The organism is Variovorax sp. KK3 (genome assembly GCF_001984055.1).
Taxonomy (GTDB): domain Bacteria; phylum Pseudomonadota; class Gammaproteobacteria; order Burkholderiales; family Burkholderiaceae_C; genus Variovorax.
This window is the reverse complement of the sequence record NZ_LYVO01000042.1, coordinates 38,241-60,155: the sequence shown is the minus strand read 5'-3', so window position 1 is coordinate 60,155 and position 21,915 is coordinate 38,241. Positions and strand designations below refer to the sequence as shown.

The following is a 21,915-nucleotide window of genomic DNA, read 5'->3' as shown; positions in this document are numbered from 1 at the left end:
GTCACGCGCCGCGATGGGCGTGGCGGCCGCGACGGTGAAGCGCGCACGGCGCGTGACGGCGACCAGCGTCGCGGTGGACGCGGCGAAGGCCGAGGCGGTCGCGATGGCGATCGCCGTGGCGGACGTTCGGGCGAGCGCCGCGAAGGTGACCGCCGTGAGGGTGAACGCCGCGACGGCGAGCGCCGCGAAGCCCGCGGCGAGGCGCGCGGCAACGAAGCGCCGATCCGTGAGCCGCGCGAGCCGCGCGAACCTCGTGCACCGCGCGAAGGCGAACGCCGTGGCCGCGGTGAGCGCCGTGATGGCGAATTGCGCCAGGCACCGGCGGATTCGGCGGAGGCCCTGCTCGACGCGTCGCAAGTGACGGCGGTGCCCGACGCTCCGACCGGTGAAGAAGGTGCGAACCAGGCCGAGCGCGCACCGCGCGGCCGCGGCGAACGCCGTGAACGTGGCGAGCGCGGAGAGCGCGGAGAGCGCAGCGAACGCGCCGCCGATGCCGCACGCGAAGGTGCCGATCAGGCCGACGGCGAACGCAGCCCGCGCGCCGTACGCGAGGAGCGGGCACCGCGCAGCGAACGCGGCGACGGCCGGCGCGATCGCCGAGGCGAAGGCGCGCCGCGATCTGCGGACACTGCCCCCACTGCCGAGGGACAGGTTCCTGCGACCGAACTGGGCGCTGAAGCCCCCGAGGGCGAGCTCGCACCGCGCCGCGACGGCGAGGAACGCCGCGGTCGTTCGCGCGACCGTTATGGCCGAGACCGCCGTGAGCGCGCACCCCGCGAGGACGCAGAAGTTAGCGCATCGGGATCGCCGTTCGGATCGGAGCAGGCACCACAACAGGCCGTCGAGGCCGCACCGCCCCGCGAAATCGAGCAGCCCGAGGCACAGCAGCCCGTGGTGGCCCGCGCCGAGCGGCCTGCCGCCCCGTCGGCCGCGCCCATCGTGGTCGAAGCGCCGGCAGCCAGTTCGCGCGCCTTGCCGAAGGTGCAGCCTTACACGCTGCCTTTGGACGAGCTCGCCCAGATCGCGATGGGCTCCGGCCTGCAGTGGGTGAACTCCGACGCCGAACGTGTCGCCGAGGTCCGTGCCGCCATCGCAGCGGAGCCCCGCCCGATCCACGTGCCGCGTGAGCGCCCGCCGGCCATCGTCATCGACGAGGGCCCGCTGGTGCTGGTGGAAACGCGCCGCGACCTGGGCAACCTGGTGCTGCCGTTCGAGGAATCGGGCCGCGAGCCCGGCGTGCGCCTGTAGTCACGGGCAGTTCCGACGAAGGCGGCGCGCCGCTTTCGTGGCGTCGGCAGCCTCCTGTGGGGCCGGCACGACAGTAAAAAAAGGCCGCGCTAGCGATTGGCGCGGCCTTTTTCACTTGTTGAGCGGGGAATCGAGGGGGCCCGCAGGCTCTCGTCAGCTCATCCATTGCAGGATCTGTCCTACATGAGCTGTTGTAATTCTTTCCGCTTCATGTCGGCATACTCTATGCATGCTGCACTGCAGCACCGGGTACACCGGTAACTAAATCACGGAAGTGTCTACCAGAGCATGTAAACAACAAGCAAACGTCAATGCACGTTAACATGTTGTCATACAAAAGAACTACACTTCGGCCAGAGGTTACGAGGCTGCGAACGGTGGCAGCGACACCCTCCCACAGAGGGCAGAGCTTATACCGTTTGGCGTGCGAAGTACGTCTTTTGTTCACAAGACAAATCGTTCGACTTGTGTTCAAATTCTTGCGAATAGTAGTAAAGCGTTACACTGCCACGCTAGAGCTTCTGAGGCAGCACACCCGTCACCGGGGGAGTATTAAATGTTTCGTTCCGACTCGACCGCCCATGGCAACGTGGTTCGACGCTTCACACCGGGGAGCGGTGGCTCCTCCGCGTCACCCGCGTACGTGCAACCGCGCCGGCTCAGCTTCCTGGAGCGTGTGGCCAAGCGCAGCATCGACATCGTCGGCGCACTGACCTTCTTCCTGCTCTTCGGGCCGCTGTATCTGCTCGTCGCGCTCGGCGTGGGCATCAGCATGGGGCGTCCCGTGCACTTCTGGCAGCACCGCCTCGGCGAAAGCGGCCAGCGCTTCCGCTTCTACAAGTTCCGCTCGATGGTGCGCAACTCCGATGTCGTGCTCGACGAGTTCCTGAGCCGCAACGACATGGCGCGCACCGAATGGGACACCTTCCAGAAGCTCGAGAAGGACCCGCGCATCACGCCGATCGGCCAGTTCATCCGCAAGCTCAGCCTCGACGAGCTGCCGCAGTTCTGGAACGTGCTGAAGGGCGACATGAGCCTGGTCGGCCCGCGCCCCTGCATGGAGCGCCAACGCACGCTGTACGGCAAGGGCTGGGAACATTACTGCGCCATGCGCCCCGGCATCACGGGTCTCTGGCAGGTCAGCGGTCGCAACCGGCTGTCCTATGCCCGCCGCGTCGAACTCGACGTCGAGTACGTGAGCAACTGGACGCTCTGGCTGGACATCAAGATCCTGTTCAAGACGGTGCGCGCCGTGGTCACCGGCGAGGGTTCGCGGTGAGCAAGATCCGCCCCATCGTCCTGTGCGGCGGCAGTGGCACGCGGCTGTGGCCGCTGTCGCGCAAGACGCTGCCCAAGCAGTTCGTCCCGCTGATCGACAACAAAAGCCTGCTGGTGCTCACGCTGGAACGCCTGCGGCACCTGAACTCCGAAGTGACCTGCGTGGCGGCCGAAGAACACCGCTTCCTGGTCCAGGAAAGCGTCGAGACGGCAAACGTCAGCGGTTCGCAGTTGCTCGAGCCGGTGGCACGCAACACCGCCGCGGCCATGGCGGCGATCGCCCTGCTGGCCATGCCTGACGAGCTGCTGCTGTTCGCCCCGGCCGACCATCACATTCCCGATGCCGAGCGCTTCGTGGCGACCATTCGCAAGGGCGTGCCCGCCGCACTGGCCGGCCATCTGGTCACCTTCGGCGTCGAGCCGGCCTTTCCGAGCACTGCCTACGGCTACATCCGCCAAGGCGAAGCGCTCGATGCAGCGCTGGGCGACGAGGCTGGCCACGCAGTGGCAGCGTTCATCGAGAAGCCCGCTGCGGCCCATGCCGAGCAGTTGCTGCTGACCGGCGGCCACCTTTGGAACGCCGGCATCCTGCTGGTGCAGGCCAGCGTGCTGATCGATGCGCTGGAAGAACACGCACCCGACATCCTGTCGAGCTGCCGCCAGGCCACGGCCTCCGTCGAAACCGACGGCGACTTCCTGCGCATGGACGCCAACGCCTTCGGCCGCTGCCGCAGCCAGAGCATCGACTACGCCGTGCTCGAGAAATGCGCCAAGGTCGCCGTGATCCCCTTCCAGGGTCGCTGGAGCGACGTCGGCAGCTGGAACGCGGTCGCCGACCTGCACGAAGCGGACGGCGACGGCAACCGCATCAGCGGCCAGGGCTTCGCCATGGGTGCGACCAACACCTTCGTCTACGCGCCCAACCGGCCCGTGGTGGCCCTTGGCACCAAGGACTTGCTGGTGGTGGACACACCCGACGCACTGCTCGTTGCCCACGCCGGTTGTGCCGAACAGGTCAAGGACGCCGTCGCGCTGCTCACGACCCGCGGCCACAGCCAGGCCACGCGCCATCGCCGCATCCCGCGCCCCTGGGGCGCCTACGACAGCGTCGACGACGGCGAGCGTTTCGCGGTCAAGCGTCTCACGGTCAAGGCAGGCGGGCGCCTGGCGCTTCGCATGCACCACCATCGCGCCGAGCATTGGGTGGTGGTCAAGGGCACGGCACGCGTGCTGTGCGACGGCCAGACCTGCCTGGTGCGCGAGGACGAATCCATCTACATCCCGATGGGTGCGACCTACCGGCTCGAAAACGCCGGCAAGACGGTGCTCGAAGTGATCGAGGTACAGACCGGCAGCTACCTCGGCGAGGACGACATCGTCCGCTTCGAGGACGGTCCGCCCGAGCTTCCCGGCTCCGACAGAAAAATCGCCTGAGCGGCCCCGCGAGGGGCGGCCGGGTTAACCTCCCATCTTGCGTCGAGGTACGCATCCTATGAACCAGCTCAACAAGCGAATTTTCGTTGCGGGTCACCGTGGCATGGTCGGCAGTGCGATCGTGCGCTGCTTGAACGAGCAGGGCTTCCACAACATCGTCACGCGCACCCATGCCGAACTCGACCTGACCGATCAAGCCGCCGTGCGCGCCTTCTTCGCCAAGGAAAAGCCGCAAGAGGTGTACGTGGCCGCAGCCAAGGTGGGTGGCATCCATGCCAACAACACCTACCCGGCCGAGTTCATCTACTCGAACCTGATGGTCGAGGCCAACGTGATCCACGAGGCCTGGCGCACCGGTGTGAGCAAGCTGCTGTTCCTCGGCTCGAGCTGCATCTATCCGCGGCTCGCGGCCCAGCCGATGGCCGAAGAGGCGCTGCTGACGGGCAAACTGGAACCCACCAACGAGCCCTACGCCATCGCCAAGATCGCCGGCATCAAGCTCTGCGAAAGCTACAACCGCCAGTACGGCTGCGACTACCGCAGCGTGATGCCGACCAACCTCTACGGCCCCGGCGACAACTACCACCCCGAAAACAGCCACGTGCTGCCGGCCATGATCCGCCGCTTCCACGAAGCCAAGCTGTCCGATGCGCCCGACGTGGTCATCTGGGGCACGGGCTCGCCCAAGCGCGAATTCCTCTACGTCGACGACATGGCCCGCGCCTGCGTGCACGTGATGGACCTGTCGCGCGAAGCCTACGCGGCGCACACCGACGTCAACGTCAGCCACCTCAATGTCGGCACCGGTGAAGACCTGTCGATCGCCGAACTCGCCAGCCTGGTGAGCGACGTGGTGGGGTACCAGGGCGAGATCCGCTACGACACCAGCAAGCCCGACGGCACGCCGCGCAAGCTGCTCAATGTCTCGCGCATGCGCGAACTCGGATGGAAGCCGCAGACCGGCCTGCGCGAAGGCATCGCCCGGGCCTACGAAGACTTCCGCAGCGAAGAGCTGGTGGCGGTGGCTTCCTGAGGAGCCGCCCGCAAGCCATGAACGCTTCCGCGCTCTCCCTGATTCCGCCCGGCACGGGGGGTGTGCGAGACTACGCGTCCGTGGTGGGCCATCCGCTCCACGCGCCGCTGATGGAGCTGAAACCCGATACCGATACTGCCTCGCTTTCCGGCGACTTCGTGCTGCTGCACTTCAGCGGCTACGGCTTCGAGAAGCGCGGCGTCCCCCTTTGGCTGGTGCGCCGCATCCGCACCCTGCGCTCGCAATTCAAGGCGGTCGGCGTGGTGTTCCACGAACTCTTCGCAACCGGCCCGGTCTGGGGCTCGGCCTTCTGGCTGAGCGGCGTGCAGCAGCGAATCGCGCGCGAGCTGCTGTTGCTGTCGGACTTCTGGCTCACCAACCGCGAAGATTCGGCGCGCTGGCTGCTGTCGCAATCGAAGGCGGCGCCGCATCGCGTTCTTCCCGTTTTCTCGAATGTCGGCGAGCTCGACGCGATCGACACCGCGCGCGAGCGCCGGCTGGTCGTGTTCGGCAGCTCCGGCATCCGCGCGCAGGTCTACGAATGGGCCGACGGCGAGATCTTCCGCAACGCCAAGCGCAACGGCCTCACGATCCACGACATCGGCCCGGCCATGCCCGAAGGCCCGCTCGCACAGCACATGGCGCATGAAGGCGTGGTGACGCACGGCAAGCTGCCGGCCGAGCAGGTCAGCGCCGCGCTCGCCAGCGCCGATTTCGGCGCCCTCGCCTATCCGCCCGACTATGTTTCGAAGAGCGGCATCTTCGCGGCCTACTGCGCGCATGCCGTGTGCCCCGTGCTGCTGGCCAAGGACTACGGGCGCCACGACGGCCTGACCGCCAACGTGCATTACCTGCGCGGCTTCGGTGCGCTCGATTCCGACAGCGCCAATGCGCGCACCATCGGCCGAGAAGCACACCGTTGGTACGAGCCGCACCGCATCGACGCCCATGTGGCGGCGCTGCGCGACCTGGCGAGCGAGGTGCGTCGATGAGCGCCATCGCAGCGTCCAACGTCGCGCCGCGCTCGGTCAGCCGGCCCGCCACGCTCAGCCGTGCCGGCAAGCTCTTCCTCGCCGTCTTCCTGATCATCGTGTTCGAGGGCGCGGTGCGCAAATGGGTGGCGTCCGCCTCCACGCTGCCGCTGATCGGGCTGCGCGACCTGCTCGCGCTGGTGCTGGTGTTCTACGCCTGGCGCCACGGCCACCTGCGGCGGCACAAGAAGATCACGGCCGTCATGGTCGGCTGGACCACGCTGGTCACGGGCTGGGGGCTGCTGCAACTCGTCGGCGGCGAAAGCAGCCCGATCGTGTTCCTGATCGGCCTGCGCTTCTGGCTGCTCTACATCTGGTTCGCGGTGGCCGCCGCCGCGTCGATGAACGAGGCGGACTACCGCGCCGCGATCATGGCCGCGGCCATCGTGATGCTGCTACTGGCGCCGTTGGCCATCATCCAGCATTACTCACCGCCCGGCGCTCGCATCAACACGCAGCTCGACGGCGACGAGGACACCGTGTTCGTCGCGGTGGCGGGCGTGGTCCGTACCACCGGCACCTTCAGCTTCACTTCGGGCTACGCCACCTACCTGACGATGGTGGCGCCGCTGGTCTTCGGCGTGCTGGGCGCACGCAAGCGCACCAAGTTCCAGATCCTGTTCTCGCTCGCGGTGTTCGGCGCCTTCGCCGCCGGCGCACTGGTGAGCGGATCGCGTACGGCGGCCATCACTTCGGCGGGCATGCTGGCGGCCTTCCTCTTCGGCCGACTGCTCTTCTCGAAGGCCAAGAACAAGATGGGTGCCGCCGTGGCGGTCGTCATCATCGGCCTGCTGACCGCCCTCTTCGCCTACGTGTTCCGCGATGCCATCGGCGTCACGCAAACCCGCTTCGAACAAGCCTCGGCTGCGGAAGACTTCGGCGAGCGCGTGCTCACCGTGCTCTTCGGCGAACCGTGGGTGCTCGACCTGATCAGCTGGCTGGGCTACGGCGTCGGCTTCGGCTCCAACCTCGCCACCTACGTGCGCACCGGCTCGGCCGACGTGTTCGCGCTGGCCGAGGCCGAGGGCGGCCGGATCCTGATGGAAGCCGGTTTGCTGGGCTTCGCCTACATCGCGCTCAAGTACACCGTGCTCGCGCTCGGCGTCACGCGCAGCCTGAAGGTCTCGATCAGCACCAATTCGCCCTACCCGCTGCTGGTGTGGCTGACGACCGCCCTGGCCGTGGTCAGCTGGCCGGCGCTCGGGCAGCTGACCGCCAACGCCCTGCTCGGGCTCATGCTCGCCTACGCTCTCCTGCTGTTCCGGTTCCCGAGGCTCGAGATCTTTCCGCCGCGCGCCTCGCGACAGTGAGACTGCTTCATCTGGTCCCCTCCGTCGATCCCCAGGGCGGAGGCGTCATCGAGGGAGTGCGGCGCGTGCAGGAGGCGCTGGCCGCCCAGGGCCACACCGGCGACCTGGTCAGCCTCGACGATCCGAACGCGCCCTGCGTCGCGGCCCATCCGGGCCCGGTGGTCGCCACCGGCCCATCGTCCGGCGGCTACATGTACAACGAGCGCCTGCTGCCCTGGCTGAAGGCGCATGCCGGCGAGTACGACGCAGTCATCGTCAACGGCTTGTGGCAGTACACGGGCTTCGCGGCCTGGCGCGCGCTGCACGGCACCAAGACGCCCTACTTCGTCTACAGCCACGGCATGCTCGACCCGTGGTTCAAGCGCCAGTACCCGCTCAAGCACCTGAAGAAGTGGGCCTACTGGCCCTGGGGCGAGTACCGCGTGCTGCGCGACGCTGCGGCGGTGGTCTTCACCTGCGAGGAAGAACGCCTGCTCGCGCGGCAATCGTTCTGGCTCTACAAGGCGCGCGAGGTCGTGGGCTCCTACGGCACCAGCACGCCGCCGGACGACGCCCAGCGCCAGGCGGATGCGTACTTCGCGGCCTTTCCCGCATTGCGGGGCAAGCGGCTCCTGCTGTTCCTCGGCCGCATCCACGAAAAGAAGGGCTGCGACCTGCTGATCGAGGCCTTCGCGCGCGTCGCGGCCCAGTCGCCCGACGTGCACCTGGTCATGGCCGGCCCCGGCGACGAGAGCCTGACACGCCAGTTGCAGGCGCGCGCCCAGACCTTGGGCCTGGCCGACCGCATCAGCTGGCCGGGCATGCTGTCGGGCGACCTCAAATGGGGCGCCTTCCGCGCCTGCGAGGTCTTCTGCCTGCCGTCGCATCAAGAGAACTTCGGCATCGCCGTGGTCGAGGCCATGGCCTGCAGCCGCCCGGTGCTGATCAGCGACAAGGTCAACATCTGGCGCGAAATCGCCGAGGACCAGGCCGGCTTCGTGGAGTCCGACACGCTCGAGGGCACCGTCGCCCTGCTCCAACGCTGGCTCGCCGCGACCCCGGCACAGCTGACCACCATGCGCGAGGCCGCGCTGCACTCCTTCGAACAGCGCTTCCGCATGGAGCAAGTGGCGGAAAAGCTGGTGGAGATCATCCGCACGCACAGCCCGCCGCCCCGCGCCTGACCTCCCCCTTATGAAACTGCTCGTCTACGGCATCAACTTCGCACCGGAACTCACCGGCATCGGCAAGTACACGGGCGAGATGGTCGCCTGGCTTGCCGCACGCGGTCACGAGGTGCGCGTGGTGACTGCCCCGCCCTATTACCCCGACTGGAAGGTCTGGCCCGGCTACCACGCAGGCCGCTACGTGCAGCACGAATGGCAAGGCGCCCAGGTCATTCGAACGCCACTGTGGGTGCCGAAGAAGGTCACTGGCACGAAGCGGCTGATCCACCTGGCGAGCTTCGCGCTGTCCAGCATTCCCGCCCTGCTCGCCCAGTGGCACTGGAAGCCCGACGTGGTGTGGGTGACCGAGCCTCCGCTCTTCTGCACGCCCGGCGCGCTCGCCTTCGCGCGGCTTCGCTCCGCCAAGGCGTGGCTGCACATCCAGGACTACGAGGTGGATGCCGCCTTCGACCTGGGCCTGCTGAAGGGCGCGCGCACACGCAACTTCGTCGCAGCTGCCGAGCGCTGGCTGATGGCGCGCTTCGACCGCATCTCGACCATCTCCCAGCGCATGATCGAGCGCGCACGCACCAAGGGCACCGAAGATGCGCGACTGGTTTCGCTGCCGAACTGGGCCGACGTATCCGCCATCCAGCCCTTGCAAGGCCCGAGCCCCTTCCGCGCCGAACTGGGCATCCGGCCCGATGCCGTGGTGGCGCTCTATTCCGGCAACATGGGCGCCAAGCAGGGCCTCGAGCTGCTGGCCGACATGGCCCTGATGCTGCGGGACCAGCCGAACCTGGAGTTCGTGTTCTGCGGCAACGGCGCCGGCCGCGCCGACCTGATGAAGCGCTGCGAATCGATGGCCAACGTGCGCTTTCTCGACCTGCAGCCCGTGGAACGCCTCGGCGACCTGCTGGGCCTGGCCGACATCCACTTGCTGCCGCAGCGGGCCGACGCGGCCGACCTGGTGATGCCGTCCAAGCTCACCGGCATGCTCAGCAGCGGCCGCCCCGTGGTGGCCGGCGCGCGCCCCGAAACCGAACTCGGCCAGGTCACAGCCGAATGCGGCATCGCCGTGGCGCCGGACGACCCCCGCGCCTTCGCAGACGCCGTGCTGTCGCTGGCCTCGCAGCCCGAGCGGCGGCGCGAGCTCGGCATCAAGGCGCGCGCAGTGGCCGAAGCACGCTTCGATCGGGACGCGGTGCTGGGCCAGTTCGAGCGCGACCTGCTGGCCTGCGTGGCCGCCCGGCGCTGATCGCCGAACCACGAACGACAAAAAGCCGGGTTGCCCCGGCTTTTTGTTTTGCTTTTGTTCGTGATCGACCGGTCGAAGCATCGACCGGTCGACTCCGAGATCACTGCTCTTCCGGCAGGATGCTCTCGTAGTTGTAGCTCGTGTAGCGGTAGCGCCCGTACTTGTAAGGCGCGAAGCTGCGGCGCCCGATGTCCATGGCGTTGAGCAGCACACCGGTCGCGGCCTTGCCGCCCATCGCCAGGCGACGGGTGCTTTCGCGCAGCTCGCCCATGGTCGACTGGTCAGCCCGCGCCACCAGCAGCACCGTGCCGGCATGCATCGCCACCGTCGACGTGTCGGCCGCCACCAGCACCGGCGGCGTGTCGATGACCACCAGATCGTATTGCTCCGACAGCCGCTCCAGCGTGGTCTTGAACGAATCCGACACCAGCAGTTCGGCCGGGTTGGGCGGCAGTTGGCCGGTGGCCAGGAAGTCGAGGTTGGGAACCACCTGGCGGTGAACGGTCTGCTGCACGGTCAACGAACCGGCGATCAGTTCCGACAGGCCACCATGGCGCTGCAGCCCGAAGTACTGGTGGGTGTGGCCGCGCCGCAGGTCGGCGTCGATCAGCAGCGTGCGCTTGCCGGCCGCGGCCATCAGCGCCGCGAAGTTGGCCGTCACGAAGCTCTTGCCGACGCCCGGCGTGGGGCCGCTGATCAGCACGCGGTTGTTCGGCGACTCCAGCATCGCGAACTGCATGGCCGTGCGCAGGCTGCGCAGGCTTTCCACGGCAGGATCGTCGGGGTTCTCGATGGCCAAAAGGCGCACGCCGGTGGCACCGCTCAGGCGGCGCTTGGCGATCGCGGCCTGCGACGGGCTCAGCGGAATGCTCGAGAACACCGGCAGGCCCGTGTCGGCCTCGACCTCGTGCGGATCGCGCAGCCGCTGCTCGACGAAGGAGTTGCGGATGAAGGCCGCCACGATGCCGAGGAACAGGCCCAGGGCCAGCGCCGCGGCGATGATCACCTTGCGGTTCGGCTTGATGGGCTGCGTGGGCACCACGGCCTCGTCGAGCACGCGAACGTTGCCCACCTTGCCCTCTTTCACCAGGCGCAGTTGCAGCGAGTTGTTGAGCAGCGACTGGTAGAGCTCGGTGTTGACCTTGACGTCGCGCTCCATGCGCACCGCTTCCTGCTGAATGGCAGGCAGGCCCTTGATGCGCTCCTGGATGGCGCTCATGTCGGACCGGTAGGCCGCGATCTGGTTGTCCAGCGTCTGCACGGACGGGTGAGCCGAGGTGAAGCGCGCTTCCAGCTCGCGGCGGCGCTGCTGTGCATCCAGCAACTTGGTCTGGCGGTCGACCGACTGGCCGAGGATCAGCGCCGCTTCTTCGCCGAAGGCCACGGTGCCCTTCTGGTTGCGGTAACGGTTGTAGACCTCTTCGGAAGCCTCCAGCTGTTTCTTGAACAGCGGCAGCTGCACGTCGAGGAAAGCCAGCGTCTTCTGCGCCTCGGCCGCCTTGCGCTCGATGTTCTGCTGGACGTACTGGTCACCCACGGCGTTGAGCACGCGCGTGAGCTTGAACGGGTCGGTGTCCTGCAGCGACACGTTGATGATCCCGGAGTTCTTGCCGCGCTCGGTGAGCACCAGGCTGGACTGCAGGCCGACCGTGGTCGGCAGCTTGCCGTAGCGGTACAGGTTGAACAGCGCGCCCGGCTTGCCGGCGAGCGTGTCGACCTTCAGCGTGATCGGGCCTTCTGCCGTGTCGGCCTTCAGCACCGACCCGACCGTGCCGGTGAGCTGCTGCATGCCCGGGAAGTCCAGCGTGTACTGGTTGCCGGCCTTGGCGGTCACGGTGAACAGGCCACCTTCCAACCGGCTGGGCACGTCGAACTGCGACACCGCGATGCGCTCGGTGCCGGACACGTAGCCGTCGAGCCAGAGGAAGCCCGGGTCCGAGAGGCCATTGGCGCGCCGCGCCAGCCAGCCGCCGATGTAGGGCACGTAGCGCGGGCCCGTCACGATGTAGAGCTTGGTCGCTTCCACCGCCTGGCCGGCGATCATGCGCGAACGGATGATCTCGATCTCGGCGGTGGCGGGCGTCTTGACATCGACCAGGCCGCCGGCCTCGCTGAGGATGCCCTTGCCGCCGGTCTCGGTGTCTTCCACCTGCACGACCATGTTCGACTCGTAGACAGGGCGCTCGAGAAAGGCGTAGGTCGCGCCGATCACGAACACCACCAGCGTGATCGCTGCGATCAGCCACTTGTTCGAGAGCAGGACGTCGACATAACGCCCGAGGTCGAGGTCCTCCTCGTCCGCCGCGCTCGCCGGGGAGGGATTTGTCTTGGGAAGGATTGTGGAAGTCATCAACTGGATACTCTAGAAATGCGTTGGGCCCACTGGCTGGCGCCACCCTCGATGAGCGCGAGCGAGCGCTCGAAGACATCGCGCTGCGCGCGGTACGGGTCGGGCACGTCCTCGTCGCTGAACTCGCAAAGGCGGAACACCTTGCCGGCAGCGAAGAGATAGCGGTCCTGGATCGCACGCTTCTGCTCGCGGTCCATCACCAGGATCAGGTCGGCACGCTGGCACAGGTCGAGGTTGATCTGCTGCGCGCGGTGCTGGTCGATGCGGATGCCGCGCTGTTCGAGCAGCTCGCGGGCGGTGGGATCGGCCGGCCGCCCGACCATCGCCTCCAGGCCGGCCGAGGCGACGTTGTGGTCCGGAAGCGATGCCGCCATCAGGCCCTGGGCCATCGGACTGCGGCAGATGTTGCCGGCACACACGACGAGGACGTTGCGAATGGTCACTATCGTCCGCCTCCGCTGCCGCCACTGCGTGTACCCAGATCGCGATAGACGGTCGCGGTCGCAGCGGTCGGAAGCACCAGGCTCAGCACGCGGTTCCACTGAACCAGCGGAACCGGGTCGACGTACACCACGTCCTTGGCTCTCAAGGCGAAGCCGTTGGCCATGGCGATCGCGGTCGGCGTGCGCGCATCCAGGTGGAAGATCGACAGGCCGTTCGTCTCGTTGCGGATCACGTAGATCTGCCGCGGGTTGGCGGTGGTGAGGCTGATGCCGCCGACCTCGGTCAACGCGTCGTTCAGGCTGAGCCGGCCGTTGCGCATCAGCACGCCCGTCTGCACGGTGACCTCGCCCATCACGGTGACCTTGCTCTCGTCGCGGTTGCGCACCATCAGCATGTCGCCCGACTTCAGCGGAATGCGGGTCGGATCGATCCCGGCTTCGGCCATGCTCATCAGGTCGAGCGGGATGGTCTTGCCGTCGCGGGTCAGCACCAGGCTCGACCGGTCACCGGTGGGCGCCACGCCGCCGGCGCGGTTCAGCGCCTCGGCCAGCGTCATCGGAATGTCGGTGAAGACCAGCAGGCCCGGCGCGCGGACGTCGCCTTCGATGTAGGCGCGCTTGCTCCGGAAGGCCACCACGCGAACGCTGAGCTGTGGATCCTTGAACACGCGCGACAGACGGCGCACGAGCGTCGTTTCGAGCTCCTGCACCGTCATGCCGTCGACCTTGAGCTGCCCGACGTAGGGGAAGCTGATGTGGCCCGTGTTCGACACGATGAAGCCGGGTGCGGGCGACACGCTCGACGGGTCCGCGACCGTGGTGGCCGGGATGCCGCTGAACACGATTTCCGGATGGTCGTAGACCACGATGCCAACCACGTCGCCAGCGCCGATCTGGTAGACCGGCGCTTCGCCCATCAGCGCCCGCACCTCCGCGGGAACGTTGTGGCCGACGGCAGCCCGCTGCTTCTGTATCAGCTCGGGCGTGATCGACGTGATCGCGCCGGGCGGCGGAGGATCGGTGTCCGGGGTATTGAAGCCCGAAGGGGACACCGCGATGGCCGCATCGTTGCTGGCTGACCGGAAGCCGGGCGCCAGCGGGGCACACGCTTGTAACAGCAGCCCTACCGAGGCGAGCAAAGTGGTATGTAAGAGAAAACGTTTCAAACCCAACTCCGAGTCATGACCCTGAATGAATACTTTTGCAAACAGTTACGACTGTACCGCACATGGCGCCCGGGGCCAAATTGTTTCTTGGCCTAGAGCGTTGGGCAGAGTAATCGGGCGTGAAGTAATGCCGGGTAAGCATGCTCCTACACGCCAGAATCCGCATGAACAGACCCTCACGAGCTATCAAAAAGATAGCTTCCGCCAAGAGGAATACCACTCTTTAGGGGTTTTCCGTCTGAGCGGCGCGCTTCCAGGCTGCAGAGGCCTGATCTGTGTCGTCGCGAGCTTCCGCCAGTTGTGCCAGCGCCTGCCATGCGCGTCGATGCAAGCCCGGATCTTGTAACGCCAGCCCCGCATGCGTGAGAAGTTGTTGCGCCTTCCCCCAAAGCTGGCGCTTCATGCAGGCCATGCCGGCCAGGTACTGCAGGTTGGCGTCCCGCGGGTCGTTGCGCTGCGCTGCTTCGATGCGCGCCAGCCATTCGGCATCCACCGAATCGAGCCCGGCCTCGAGAGCGCGCACCAGCCTGACGCGCAACGACTCGCCCAGGCTGCGCGGCTGTTCGACCATCCGGTCCCACACCGGCAGCAACCAGGCACGCGCCAGCGTCAGATCGCCACGCAGCGCCACCATGCGCTGCGCCGCGTGGATGGCGACCTCGGGCATCTCGCGCTCGACGGGCTCGAGTTCGCCCCAGGCCCGCAGCAGCTGCGCCGAATCGTGCGCGCTCGTGACCAGCTCGGTAGCCAGCCCGCGCACGATGCTCTGCGCCGCGGCGTCCGAAAAGGCGCGGTGCTTCGACAGCAGCCGCGCGGTCTCGAGCGCCTCCAACGTGCGCCGGTCCTGGCGCGCGGCCTTGAGCCGCAGGCGCAGCGCGAGCGTGCGGCGCTGCGCACCCTGGGGCAGTTCTTCGAGTCGTGCCAGCGCGGCCGGGGCATCGCGGTCGTCGAGCGCCCAGCGGGCCGCACGCAATTGCACGCCCTCGCGCGTTTCGGGACTGGCGAGCGCCGCCCGCTCGGCGCTTTCGTTGAGCGCCTGTTGAAGATGCGCATCGCGCGCCGGGCGGTCTTGCAGCGCTTGGGCGCTCTCCGCGGCGAGAAGGTGCGCCAGCACCCTGATCTGCTGGGCCTGCGGCAGCTGTGCGTCGAGCGCGGACAGCGTGCGCTCCTGGACAAGCGCCGCCTGCGCCGCCTTGCGCGAGCGCGCGAAGCGCCCGGCCATCAGCTGCACCAGCGCGTCGAGCAGCGCGGCATGCACCGAGCGCTCTTTCTGCTGCAGGCGCCATTGCCGCGCCTGGCGCGGCAGCGAGAACAGCGCCGCGAGCGCGCGCAAGGCCACGTGCATCAAGACGAAGGCCGCGAGCAGGATCAGCAGCGTGAGGTTGAGCGAAAGATCGACCCGCCACGGCGGCCAGAAGACGGTGATGGTGCCCTGGTTGTTGCCGGCGAACAGCGCCACCGCCGCCGCGATGGCGAACAGGGCCAGGAACCACAAAGCAGCGCGCATCCCGGTCGCCTGCCTAGCGCCCCGCCGCCGCCGTCGTGAGCGCGGCCAGCGTCTCCTCGATGCGCGGCGGCTCGCTGGTCTTGATCTGCGACTGAAGCTGCTGCAGCAAGGTGGCGGCGGACTGCACGCGGCGCGAGGCGGGGTCGAAATAGCGGTTGAGCGAGGCCGAGACGGTGGCCAGCTCGCTGCGCGTGCTGTCCACCTGACGCGACAGCAGCGCAAGACGTGCGTTGAGCAACTGCAGCTTGAGGTTCTCGCGCAGGAAGAAGGTCTGGTCGGGCGACAGCAGCACGGCCTCGGGCCGGTCGATGCGCCCCACGCGCAGCAACTGGCGCGCCTCGTTGCGCACCGAGAGCAAGGCACGCTGCCACCACGGTGCATCGGCCGGAATCGGCTCGGCCTGCCAGGGGTTGAGGCCGGCGCCCCGGGTGGCTACGGCATTGAGCGGCGGCAGTTCGTCGACCATGCGCACCAGGTCGTCGAGCTTCTGCAGCGCTTCGCCGATGTCGGCGCTGGCGCCGGCACGCAGGCGGTCGGCGTCGCGTTGCAGGGCCCGCTGCAGCGGTGCGAGCCGCGGCTGGGCGGCACGTGCGACGCGCAGTTCGCCGGCCTTGAGTGCTGCCAGGAGCGGCTGCACGTTGCCCGTGACCTGCGCCTGCTGCAGGGCGAGGCGCACCGCGGCTTCGACGTCGACGACCAGGTTCTCGTCGCGCGAGCGCGACAGGCTCTGCATCAGTTCTTCGAGCTGCGAGCGCTGCAGCGCGACTTCGGCCACGCGGGTTTCGTTGAGGGCGAGCCGCGCGGCCGTGTCGCGCACGGTCTCTTGCGCCTGGCGTGCGAGGGTGCGCGCCTCCATCGATTGCGACATCGCATCGGCGCTCTGACGCGCCAGCTGCTCCTGCATGCCGTCGACCTTTTGCCAGAGCACCAGTGCAGCCACCAGCGCCAGCAGCGCGGCACCGGCCAGGATGCCGAGCAGGATCTTCGAAAGGAGGGCTGCGTGCGGCGGCGCCACCTGCAAGGGCACCGGCACCGGTGCGCGCACCGCCGGATCCTGCACGGTTTCATTCAAGACGGAGGCGTCGCTCATGCGAAGGATTCTATCGACGCGATCAGCGCGGCCGACTCGGGCGAAGAGGTGCGCACCGTCCCGAAACCCGCGCCACGCGCGGCTTCCGCAATGCGCGGGTGGGTGGCGATCGCCCGCGCCGCGGCCCAGTCCCGGCCAGGCAGCGCGTCGCGCAGATGGCCGATGGCCTCGGAGCTGGTGAAGAGCCAGAGTGCCTCGCCGCGTGCACCCTGCTCGGCCAGCGCGCGCCCTGGTATATCCAACGGCGCGGCGAGGCGGCGGTAGGCCACCACCGTGTCGCAGTTGCCGCCGGCCGCAGCGACCTCGCGCGCCAGCCAGCTGCGGCCAGTGGCCTGGCCCGCCGCGTCGCCACCCCGAACGATCAGCACCCGCACGCCTGCGCCAATTTGCGCACTCACGCGAGCCCACAGCGCTTCCGAATCGAACTGCGCCGCATCGTCGCCCGGCGCATCGATGCATGTCGGCGGCACGCCTGCCTGCGCCAATGCACGCACGGTGCCGGGGCCGGTGGCCCAGCAGCGCGCCTGAAGGCCGGATGCGAGCGGGCCGCTGCCTTCGAAGAAATGCGTTGCGGCCGCAGCGCTCACGAACATCAGGGCTGCATAGCCGGAAGCAGAGACTGCGCGTCGCGCGTCTTCCAGGGCCGCAGTGTCGATCACGGGCGCGATCTCGATCAGGGGCAAGGCCTGGGCATCCACGCCGGCGCCGCGCAGCAGTTCGATCCAGCGCGCCGCCTCACGGACGGGGCGGGTGACGATCACCCGTGCCGCCGGCATCTCAGTGGGCGCCCGCGGCCTGCAGCAGCCGGGCGGCATGCTCGCCGAGCGCCGCGGCCTGCGCCGGCTCGGCCACGTCGCCCAACGCATGCACGCGAACCAGCGTCGCGGCGCCATCGGGGTCGCCCCAGGCGGCGTCGATGCGCAGGCTGTCGCCGCCCTGCCAGCGTGCGTGCGCAGCCAATGGCATCGAGCAGCTGCCGCCCATGGCTCGGCTCACCGCGCGCTCGGCCGCGGTGGCCAGCGCGTCGGGGCGGCTTGCGAGCGGCGCCAGCAGCGCCAGCAGGTCGGCACGGCCGGACCGGATCTCGATGCCGAGCGCGCCCTGCCCCGCCGCCGGCAGCATGGCCTCGGGTTCGAACACGGCGCGGATGCGGCTTTCTAGGCCCAGGCGCTTGAGGCCGGCCGCGGCCAGCACGATCGCGTCGTACTGGCCTTCGTCGAGCTTGCGCAGCCGGGTGTCGAGGTTGCCGCGCAGCGGCTCGATGCGCAGGTCGGGCCGCAGCGCGCGCAGCAGCACCACGCGGCGCAGGCTCGACGTGCCGACCACCGCGCCCTGCGGCAGCGCGTCGAGCGAGGCGTGGTGCGGCGACACCAGGGCGTCGCGCGGGTCTTCGCGCTCGAGCACGCAGGCCAGCGCGAAACCTTCGGGCAGGTCCATCGGCACGTCTTTCAGGGAATGCACCGCGATGTCGGCGCGCCCTTCCTCGAGCGCCAATTCGAGTTCCTTGACGAACAGGCCCTTGCCGCCGACCTTGGACAGGGAGCGGTCGAGGATCTGGTCGCCGCGGGTGGTCATGCCCAGCAGGTCGACCGTGTGCCCGGCCCGCTGCAGGAGGGATTGCACATGCTCGGCCTGCCACAGTGCCAGGCGGCTTTCGCGCGTGGCGATCACGATGTTGCTCAAGGGCCGTTTCCGTAACGTTGGGAGGTCGCGGGAATGCTAGCATTGTTGCAACGCAGCAACGTCGGCGCCGACCGGCTACAACGAGGAGATCGTCGAATGAAAAGCAGCCCCACTTCCGCGCCTGCATCCAGGCGCAAGGACAGCGACGAGCAACCGCTGATCGACGACATCCGCCTGCTGGGCCGCATCCTCGGCGACGTGATCCGAGAGCAGGAAGGCGAGGAAGCCTTCGCGCTGGTCGAGAAGATCCGCACGCTGTCGGTGTCCTTCAGGCGCGATGCCGACCACGCCGCCGACCGGGCGTTGAAGAACCTGCTCAAGGGCCTGAGCGCCGCCGAAACGGTGCGCGTCATTCGCGCCTTCACCTACTTCAGCCACTTGGCCAACCTGGCGGAAGACCGCCACCAGATCCGCCGACGCACCGAGGCCGAGCGCGCCGGCGAAAGCGCGGCGGGCAGCCTCGAAGTGGCGCTCGCACGCATCCGCAAGGCCGGCATCGCGCCTGCGGCGGTGGTGGAATCGCTGGCGCACAGCTATGTGTCACCGGTGCTCACGGCGCACCCGACCGAAGTACAGCGCAAAAGCATCCTCGATGCCGAGCGCGCCATCGCCCAGCTTCTGACCGAACGCGACGACATCAAGCTGCGCCAGCAGGTGTTCGCCGGCACCAAGGACGCACTGACGCCGCAGGCGCATGCCGAGAACGAGCGCCGCATGCGTTCTCGCGTCACGCAGCTGTGGCAGACGCGCCTGCTGCGCTTCTCGAAGCTCACCGTGGCCGACGAGATCGAGAACGCGCTGAGCTACTACGAGGCCACCTTCCTGCGCGAAATCCCGCGCGTCTACGCCGAGCTGGAGCAGGCGCTGGGCCAGTCCGACATCGCGCCCTTCCTGCGGATGGGCCAATGGATCGGCGGCGACCGCGACGGCAATCCCAACGTGACGGCCGAGAGCCTCGAATACGCGATGCGCCGCCAGGCCGAGCTGGCGCTGCGCTACTACCTGACCGAGATCCACTTCCTCGGCGGCGAGCTTTCGCTGTCGGCCACACTGGTCGACGTGTCGGTGGAGATGCAGGCCCTGGCCGAGCGCTCGCCCGACCACAGCGAGCATCGGCAGGACGAGCCCTATCGCCGCGCCCTCACCGGCATGTATTCGCGCCTGGCGGCCACGCTGCGCGAGCTGACCGGCGGCGAGGCGGCACGCCACGCGGTGGCGCCGCAGAACCCCTACCCCAATGCGCAGGAGTTGCTGGCAGACCTGCGCACCATCGAAGAATCGCTGCAGGACAAGCACGGCGCATCGCTGGTCGGCCAACGCCTCGGCCCGCTGATCCGCGCGGTCGAGGTGTTCGGTTTTCATCTTGCGACGGTGGACCTGCGCCAGAGCTCCGACAAGCACGAGGCCGTGGTGGCCGAACTGCTGGCCGCGGCGCGCATCGAGCCCGATTACGCGGCGCTGCCCGAAGAGGCGAAGCAGACGCTGCTGCTGCGCCTGCTCGACGAGGCCCGCCCGCTGCGTGTGCCCGACGCCACGTACTCGCCGCTGACGCAAAGCGAGCTGACCATCTTCAAGGCCGCGCGCACGGCCCGCGCACGCTACGGCGCGGCCGCGATCCGCCACTACATCATCAGCCACACCGAGACGGTGAGCGACCTGATGGAAGCGCTGCTGCTGCAGAAAGAAGTCGGGCTGCTGCGCGGCACGTTGGACGACAACGCCACCTGCGACCTGATCGTGGTGCCGCTCTTCGAAACCATCGAGGACTTGCGCAACGCCGCGCCCATCGTGCGCGCCTTCTATGCGCTGCCCGGCATCCAGGCGCTGGTGCAGCGTTCGGGCGGCGAGCAGGACGTGATGCTCGGCTACAGCGACAGCAACAAGGATGGCGGCATCTTCACGAGCAACTGGGAGCTCTATCGCGCGGGCACGCAGCTCGTGGCGCTGTTCGACGAGCTGAACAAGAAAGAGAAGACCCCGATCCGGCTTCGCATGTTCCACGGACGCGGCGGCACGGTCGGGCGCGGCGGCGGCCCGAGCTACCAGGCCATCCTCGCGCAGCCCCCGGGCACGGTGCGCGGCCAGATTCGCCTGACCGAGCAGGGCGAGGTGATCGGCTCCAAGTACGCCAACCGCGAGATCGGCCGGCGCAATCTCGAAACGCTGGTCGCCGCCACGCTCGAGGCCACGCTGCTGCCGGCCGCCAAGGCTGCACCGGCCCCCTTCCTCGCCGCGGCAGCCGAACTGTCGGCCGCCAGCATGGCCGCCTATCGCGCGCTGGTGTACGAAACACCCGGCTTCGGCGACTACTTCTTCGGCGCCACGCCGATCCGCGAGATCGCCGAGCTGAACATCGGCTCGCGCCCGTCCTCGCGCAACCCGAATCGCAGCATCGAAGACTTGCGCGCCGTGCCGTGGAGCTTCAGCTGGGGCCAGTGCCGGCTCACGCTGCCGGGCTGGTACGGCTTCGGCTCGGCTATCGAGAAATTCCTGTCCTCGGCCGGCGGCGCATCCGCCCGCAAGGAAAGGCAGGCGCTGCTGCAGCGCATGTACGCCCAGTGGCCCTTCTTCAGCACACTGCTGTCGAACATGGACATGGTGCTGGCCAAGAGCGACCTGGCGCTGGCCTCGCGCTACGCCGAGCTGGTGGAAGACCGCAAGCTCCGCCAGAAGGTGTTCGCGATGATCGACGCCGAATGGCACCGCACCTCCGACGCGCTCAACCTGATCACCGGCGCCAAGCAGCGGCTCGAGGGCAATGCCGACATGCAGCGCTCCATTCGCCACCGCTTCCCGTACATCGATCCGCTGCACCACCTGCAGGTCGAGCTGATGCGCCGCTGGCGCGGCGGCCAGCAGGACGACGAGCGGGTGCAGCGCGGCATCCACATGTCGATCAACGGCGTGGCGGCCGGGCTGCGGAACACGGGCTGAGGCGGCCGGGTCTTCAGCTCGCGGTTAGCGAGCTCGAAGCACTGGCGAGCGGAAACCGGGCCGAGTGCCGCCCACGCCACGAAGTCGCAGCACAATGAGCGCCTGACATGGACAGCCTCGACCTCATCAAGACCTTCCGCGAGGTGGCTGCGCACGGCAGCTTCTCGCGTGCCGCCAGCCGCCTCGACATGTCGAAGGCGAGCGTGAGCAAGTACGTGGCGGAGCTCGAAAGCCGCTTCGGCGTGCGCCTGCTCAACCGCTCGACCCGCTCCGTCAGCCTGACCGATGCCGGCGCCCTGCTACTGGAGCGCAGCAAGGGCGTGATGGACCTGATCGAGCTCACCCAGGCCGAGCTGCAGGAGCACGCCACCCGCCCGACCGGCCGGCTGCGCATCTCGGCGCCGCAGGGCATGGGCCAGGGCGACCTGCCCCGACTGCTCGGCGAATTCATGGGGCACTACCCCGAGGTGACCATCAGCCTGCACCTGAGCGCCGAGCTGGTCGATCTGGCCGAGGAAGGCATCGACCTGGCGCTTCGCTTCGGCCCGATCACCGACGACAACCTGATCGTGCGCAAGCTCGCCAAGCCCCGCATGGTAGTCTGCGCCTCGCCGCTCTACTGGAAGAAGCGCGGCATGCCCACGCATCCCGCCGAGCTGGCGCAGCACGATGCCCTGTCGCTCTCGCGCTTCGGCACCCATCCGCACTGGATGTTCGAGGTAGACGGCAAGCCGCTGGACGTGCCGGTCAAGAGCCGCATGGATGCCAGCGAAGGCGCGCCGCTGGTGCAGGTGGCGATGATGGGCTTCGGCGTGGTGTACCTGCCTGCGCTGATGGTGCAGCCGCACATCGACCACGGCGAGTTGGTGCCCGCGCTGCAGGACTTCGTTCGCAACGACGTATGGCTGTCGGCCGCCTACCTGCAGCGGCGCCACAACAGCGCCGCGTTGAAGGCGCTGCTCGATTTTCTGCAGACGCGCATCGCGAAGAAGTACCCGGCGTAGC

17 protein-coding genes and 1 pseudogene are annotated in these 21,915 nt (G+C 68.3%); 10 read left to right on the top strand and 8 right to left on the bottom strand.

Annotated features, from left to right (window positions below):
* Positions 1-834: pseudogene (locus B0W80_RS35045) on the bottom strand (hypothetical protein); the annotation flags it as partial.
* A gap of 57 nt (positions 835-891) precedes the next feature.
* Between B0W80_RS35045 and B0W80_RS35040 the strand changes: the two are divergent.
* The 8 genes from B0W80_RS35040 to B0W80_RS19985 all read left to right on the top strand — a co-directional run bounded on the left by B0W80_RS35040 (position 892) and on the right by B0W80_RS19985 (position 9,737).
* Complete coding sequence (locus B0W80_RS35040; protein WP_218668923.1) at positions 892-1,248, top strand: hypothetical protein; 357 nt, start codon at positions 892-894, stop codon at positions 1,246-1,248.
* 556 nt (positions 1,249-1,804) lie between these two features.
* Positions 1,805-2,527 carry a sugar transferase gene (locus tag B0W80_RS35035; RefSeq protein ID WP_077000914.1) on the top strand — a complete coding sequence of 241 codons (723 nt, stop codon included), beginning with the start codon at positions 1,805-1,807 and terminating at the stop codon, positions 2,525-2,527.
* Entirely contained in the window at positions 2,524-3,960 is a 1,437-nt protein-coding gene (locus tag B0W80_RS20010; protein ID WP_077000913.1) for a mannose-1-phosphate guanylyltransferase/mannose-6-phosphate isomerase, read from the top strand. The genes B0W80_RS35035 and B0W80_RS20010 overlap by 4 nt, the downstream gene beginning before the upstream one ends.
* 58 nt (positions 3,961-4,018) lie before the next feature.
* The gene (locus B0W80_RS20005) at positions 4,019-4,993 is read left to right on the top strand and encodes a GDP-L-fucose synthase (RefSeq protein ID WP_077000912.1); all 975 of its coding nucleotides are present in this window, start codon (positions 4,019-4,021) and stop codon (positions 4,991-4,993) included.
* A 17-nt stretch (positions 4,994-5,010) separates the two neighbouring features.
* On the top strand, positions 5,011-5,985 hold the full coding sequence (locus B0W80_RS20000; RefSeq protein WP_077000911.1) for a hypothetical protein: 975 nt from the start codon (positions 5,011-5,013) through the stop codon (positions 5,983-5,985).
* Positions 5,982-7,334 (top strand): hypothetical protein, encoded by a 1,353-nt coding sequence (locus tag B0W80_RS19995; RefSeq protein ID WP_077000910.1) that lies wholly within the window; start codon positions 5,982-5,984, stop codon positions 7,332-7,334. Before B0W80_RS20000 ends, B0W80_RS19995 begins: the two co-directional genes overlap by 4 nt.
* Complete coding sequence (locus B0W80_RS19990; RefSeq protein WP_077000909.1) at positions 7,331-8,497, top strand: glycosyltransferase; 1,167 nt, start codon at positions 7,331-7,333, stop codon at positions 8,495-8,497. Before B0W80_RS19995 ends, B0W80_RS19990 begins: the two co-directional genes overlap by 4 nt.
* Before the next feature lie 10 nt (positions 8,498-8,507).
* Positions 8,508-9,737, top strand: coding sequence for a glycosyltransferase WbuB (locus B0W80_RS19985; RefSeq protein WP_077000908.1), 1,230 nt, complete (start codon positions 8,508-8,510; stop codon positions 9,735-9,737).
* Positions 9,738-9,837: 100 nt separating this feature from the next.
* Here B0W80_RS19985 and B0W80_RS19980 read toward each other — a convergent pair whose 3' ends face one another.
* From B0W80_RS19980 to hemC, 7 genes are all read right to left on the bottom strand, one after another.
* A complete protein-coding gene (locus B0W80_RS19980) occupies positions 9,838-12,087 on the bottom strand; it encodes a polysaccharide biosynthesis tyrosine autokinase (protein ID WP_077000907.1) in 2,250 nt (749 codons plus the stop codon).
* On the bottom strand, positions 12,087-12,524 hold the full coding sequence (locus B0W80_RS19975) for a low molecular weight protein-tyrosine-phosphatase (RefSeq protein ID WP_077000918.1): 438 nt from the start codon (positions 12,522-12,524) through the stop codon (positions 12,087-12,089). Before B0W80_RS19975 ends, B0W80_RS19980 begins: the two co-directional genes overlap by 1 nt.
* 5 nt (positions 12,525-12,529) lie before the next feature.
* Positions 12,530-13,696 carry a polysaccharide biosynthesis/export family protein gene (locus B0W80_RS19970; protein ID WP_256856632.1) on the bottom strand — a complete coding sequence of 389 codons (1,167 nt, stop codon included), beginning with the start codon at positions 13,694-13,696 and terminating at the stop codon, positions 12,530-12,532.
* 223 nt (positions 13,697-13,919) lie between these two features.
* Complete coding sequence (locus B0W80_RS19965) at positions 13,920-15,203, bottom strand: heme biosynthesis protein HemY (RefSeq protein ID WP_077000905.1); 1,284 nt, start codon at positions 15,201-15,203, stop codon at positions 13,920-13,922.
* A 13-nt stretch (positions 15,204-15,216) separates the two neighbouring features.
* A complete protein-coding gene (locus tag B0W80_RS19960; protein WP_077000904.1) occupies positions 15,217-16,293 on the bottom strand; it encodes a uroporphyrinogen-III C-methyltransferase in 1,077 nt (358 codons plus the stop codon).
* Positions 16,290-17,069, bottom strand: a complete 780-nt coding sequence (locus tag B0W80_RS19955) for a uroporphyrinogen-III synthase (RefSeq protein WP_077000917.1) — start codon at positions 17,067-17,069, stop codon at positions 16,290-16,292. Before B0W80_RS19955 ends, B0W80_RS19960 begins: the two co-directional genes overlap by 4 nt.
* A gap of 1 nt (position 17,070) precedes the next feature.
* On the bottom strand, positions 17,071-17,976 hold the full coding sequence (hemC, locus tag B0W80_RS19950; RefSeq protein WP_077000903.1) for a hydroxymethylbilane synthase: 906 nt from the start codon (positions 17,974-17,976) through the stop codon (positions 17,071-17,073).
* A gap of 96 nt (positions 17,977-18,072) precedes the next feature.
* Between hemC and ppc the strand changes: the two genes are divergently transcribed.
* Positions 18,073-20,910: a phosphoenolpyruvate carboxylase gene (ppc, locus tag B0W80_RS19945; RefSeq protein ID WP_077000902.1), complete on the top strand. Its 2,838-nt coding sequence runs from the start codon at positions 18,073-18,075 to the stop codon at positions 20,908-20,910.
* Between the two features lie 107 nt (positions 20,911-21,017).
* Positions 21,018-21,914: a LysR family transcriptional regulator gene (locus B0W80_RS19940; RefSeq protein WP_077000901.1), complete on the top strand. Its 897-nt coding sequence runs from the start codon at positions 21,018-21,020 to the stop codon at positions 21,912-21,914.
* Position 21,915: the final 1 nt, after the last annotated feature.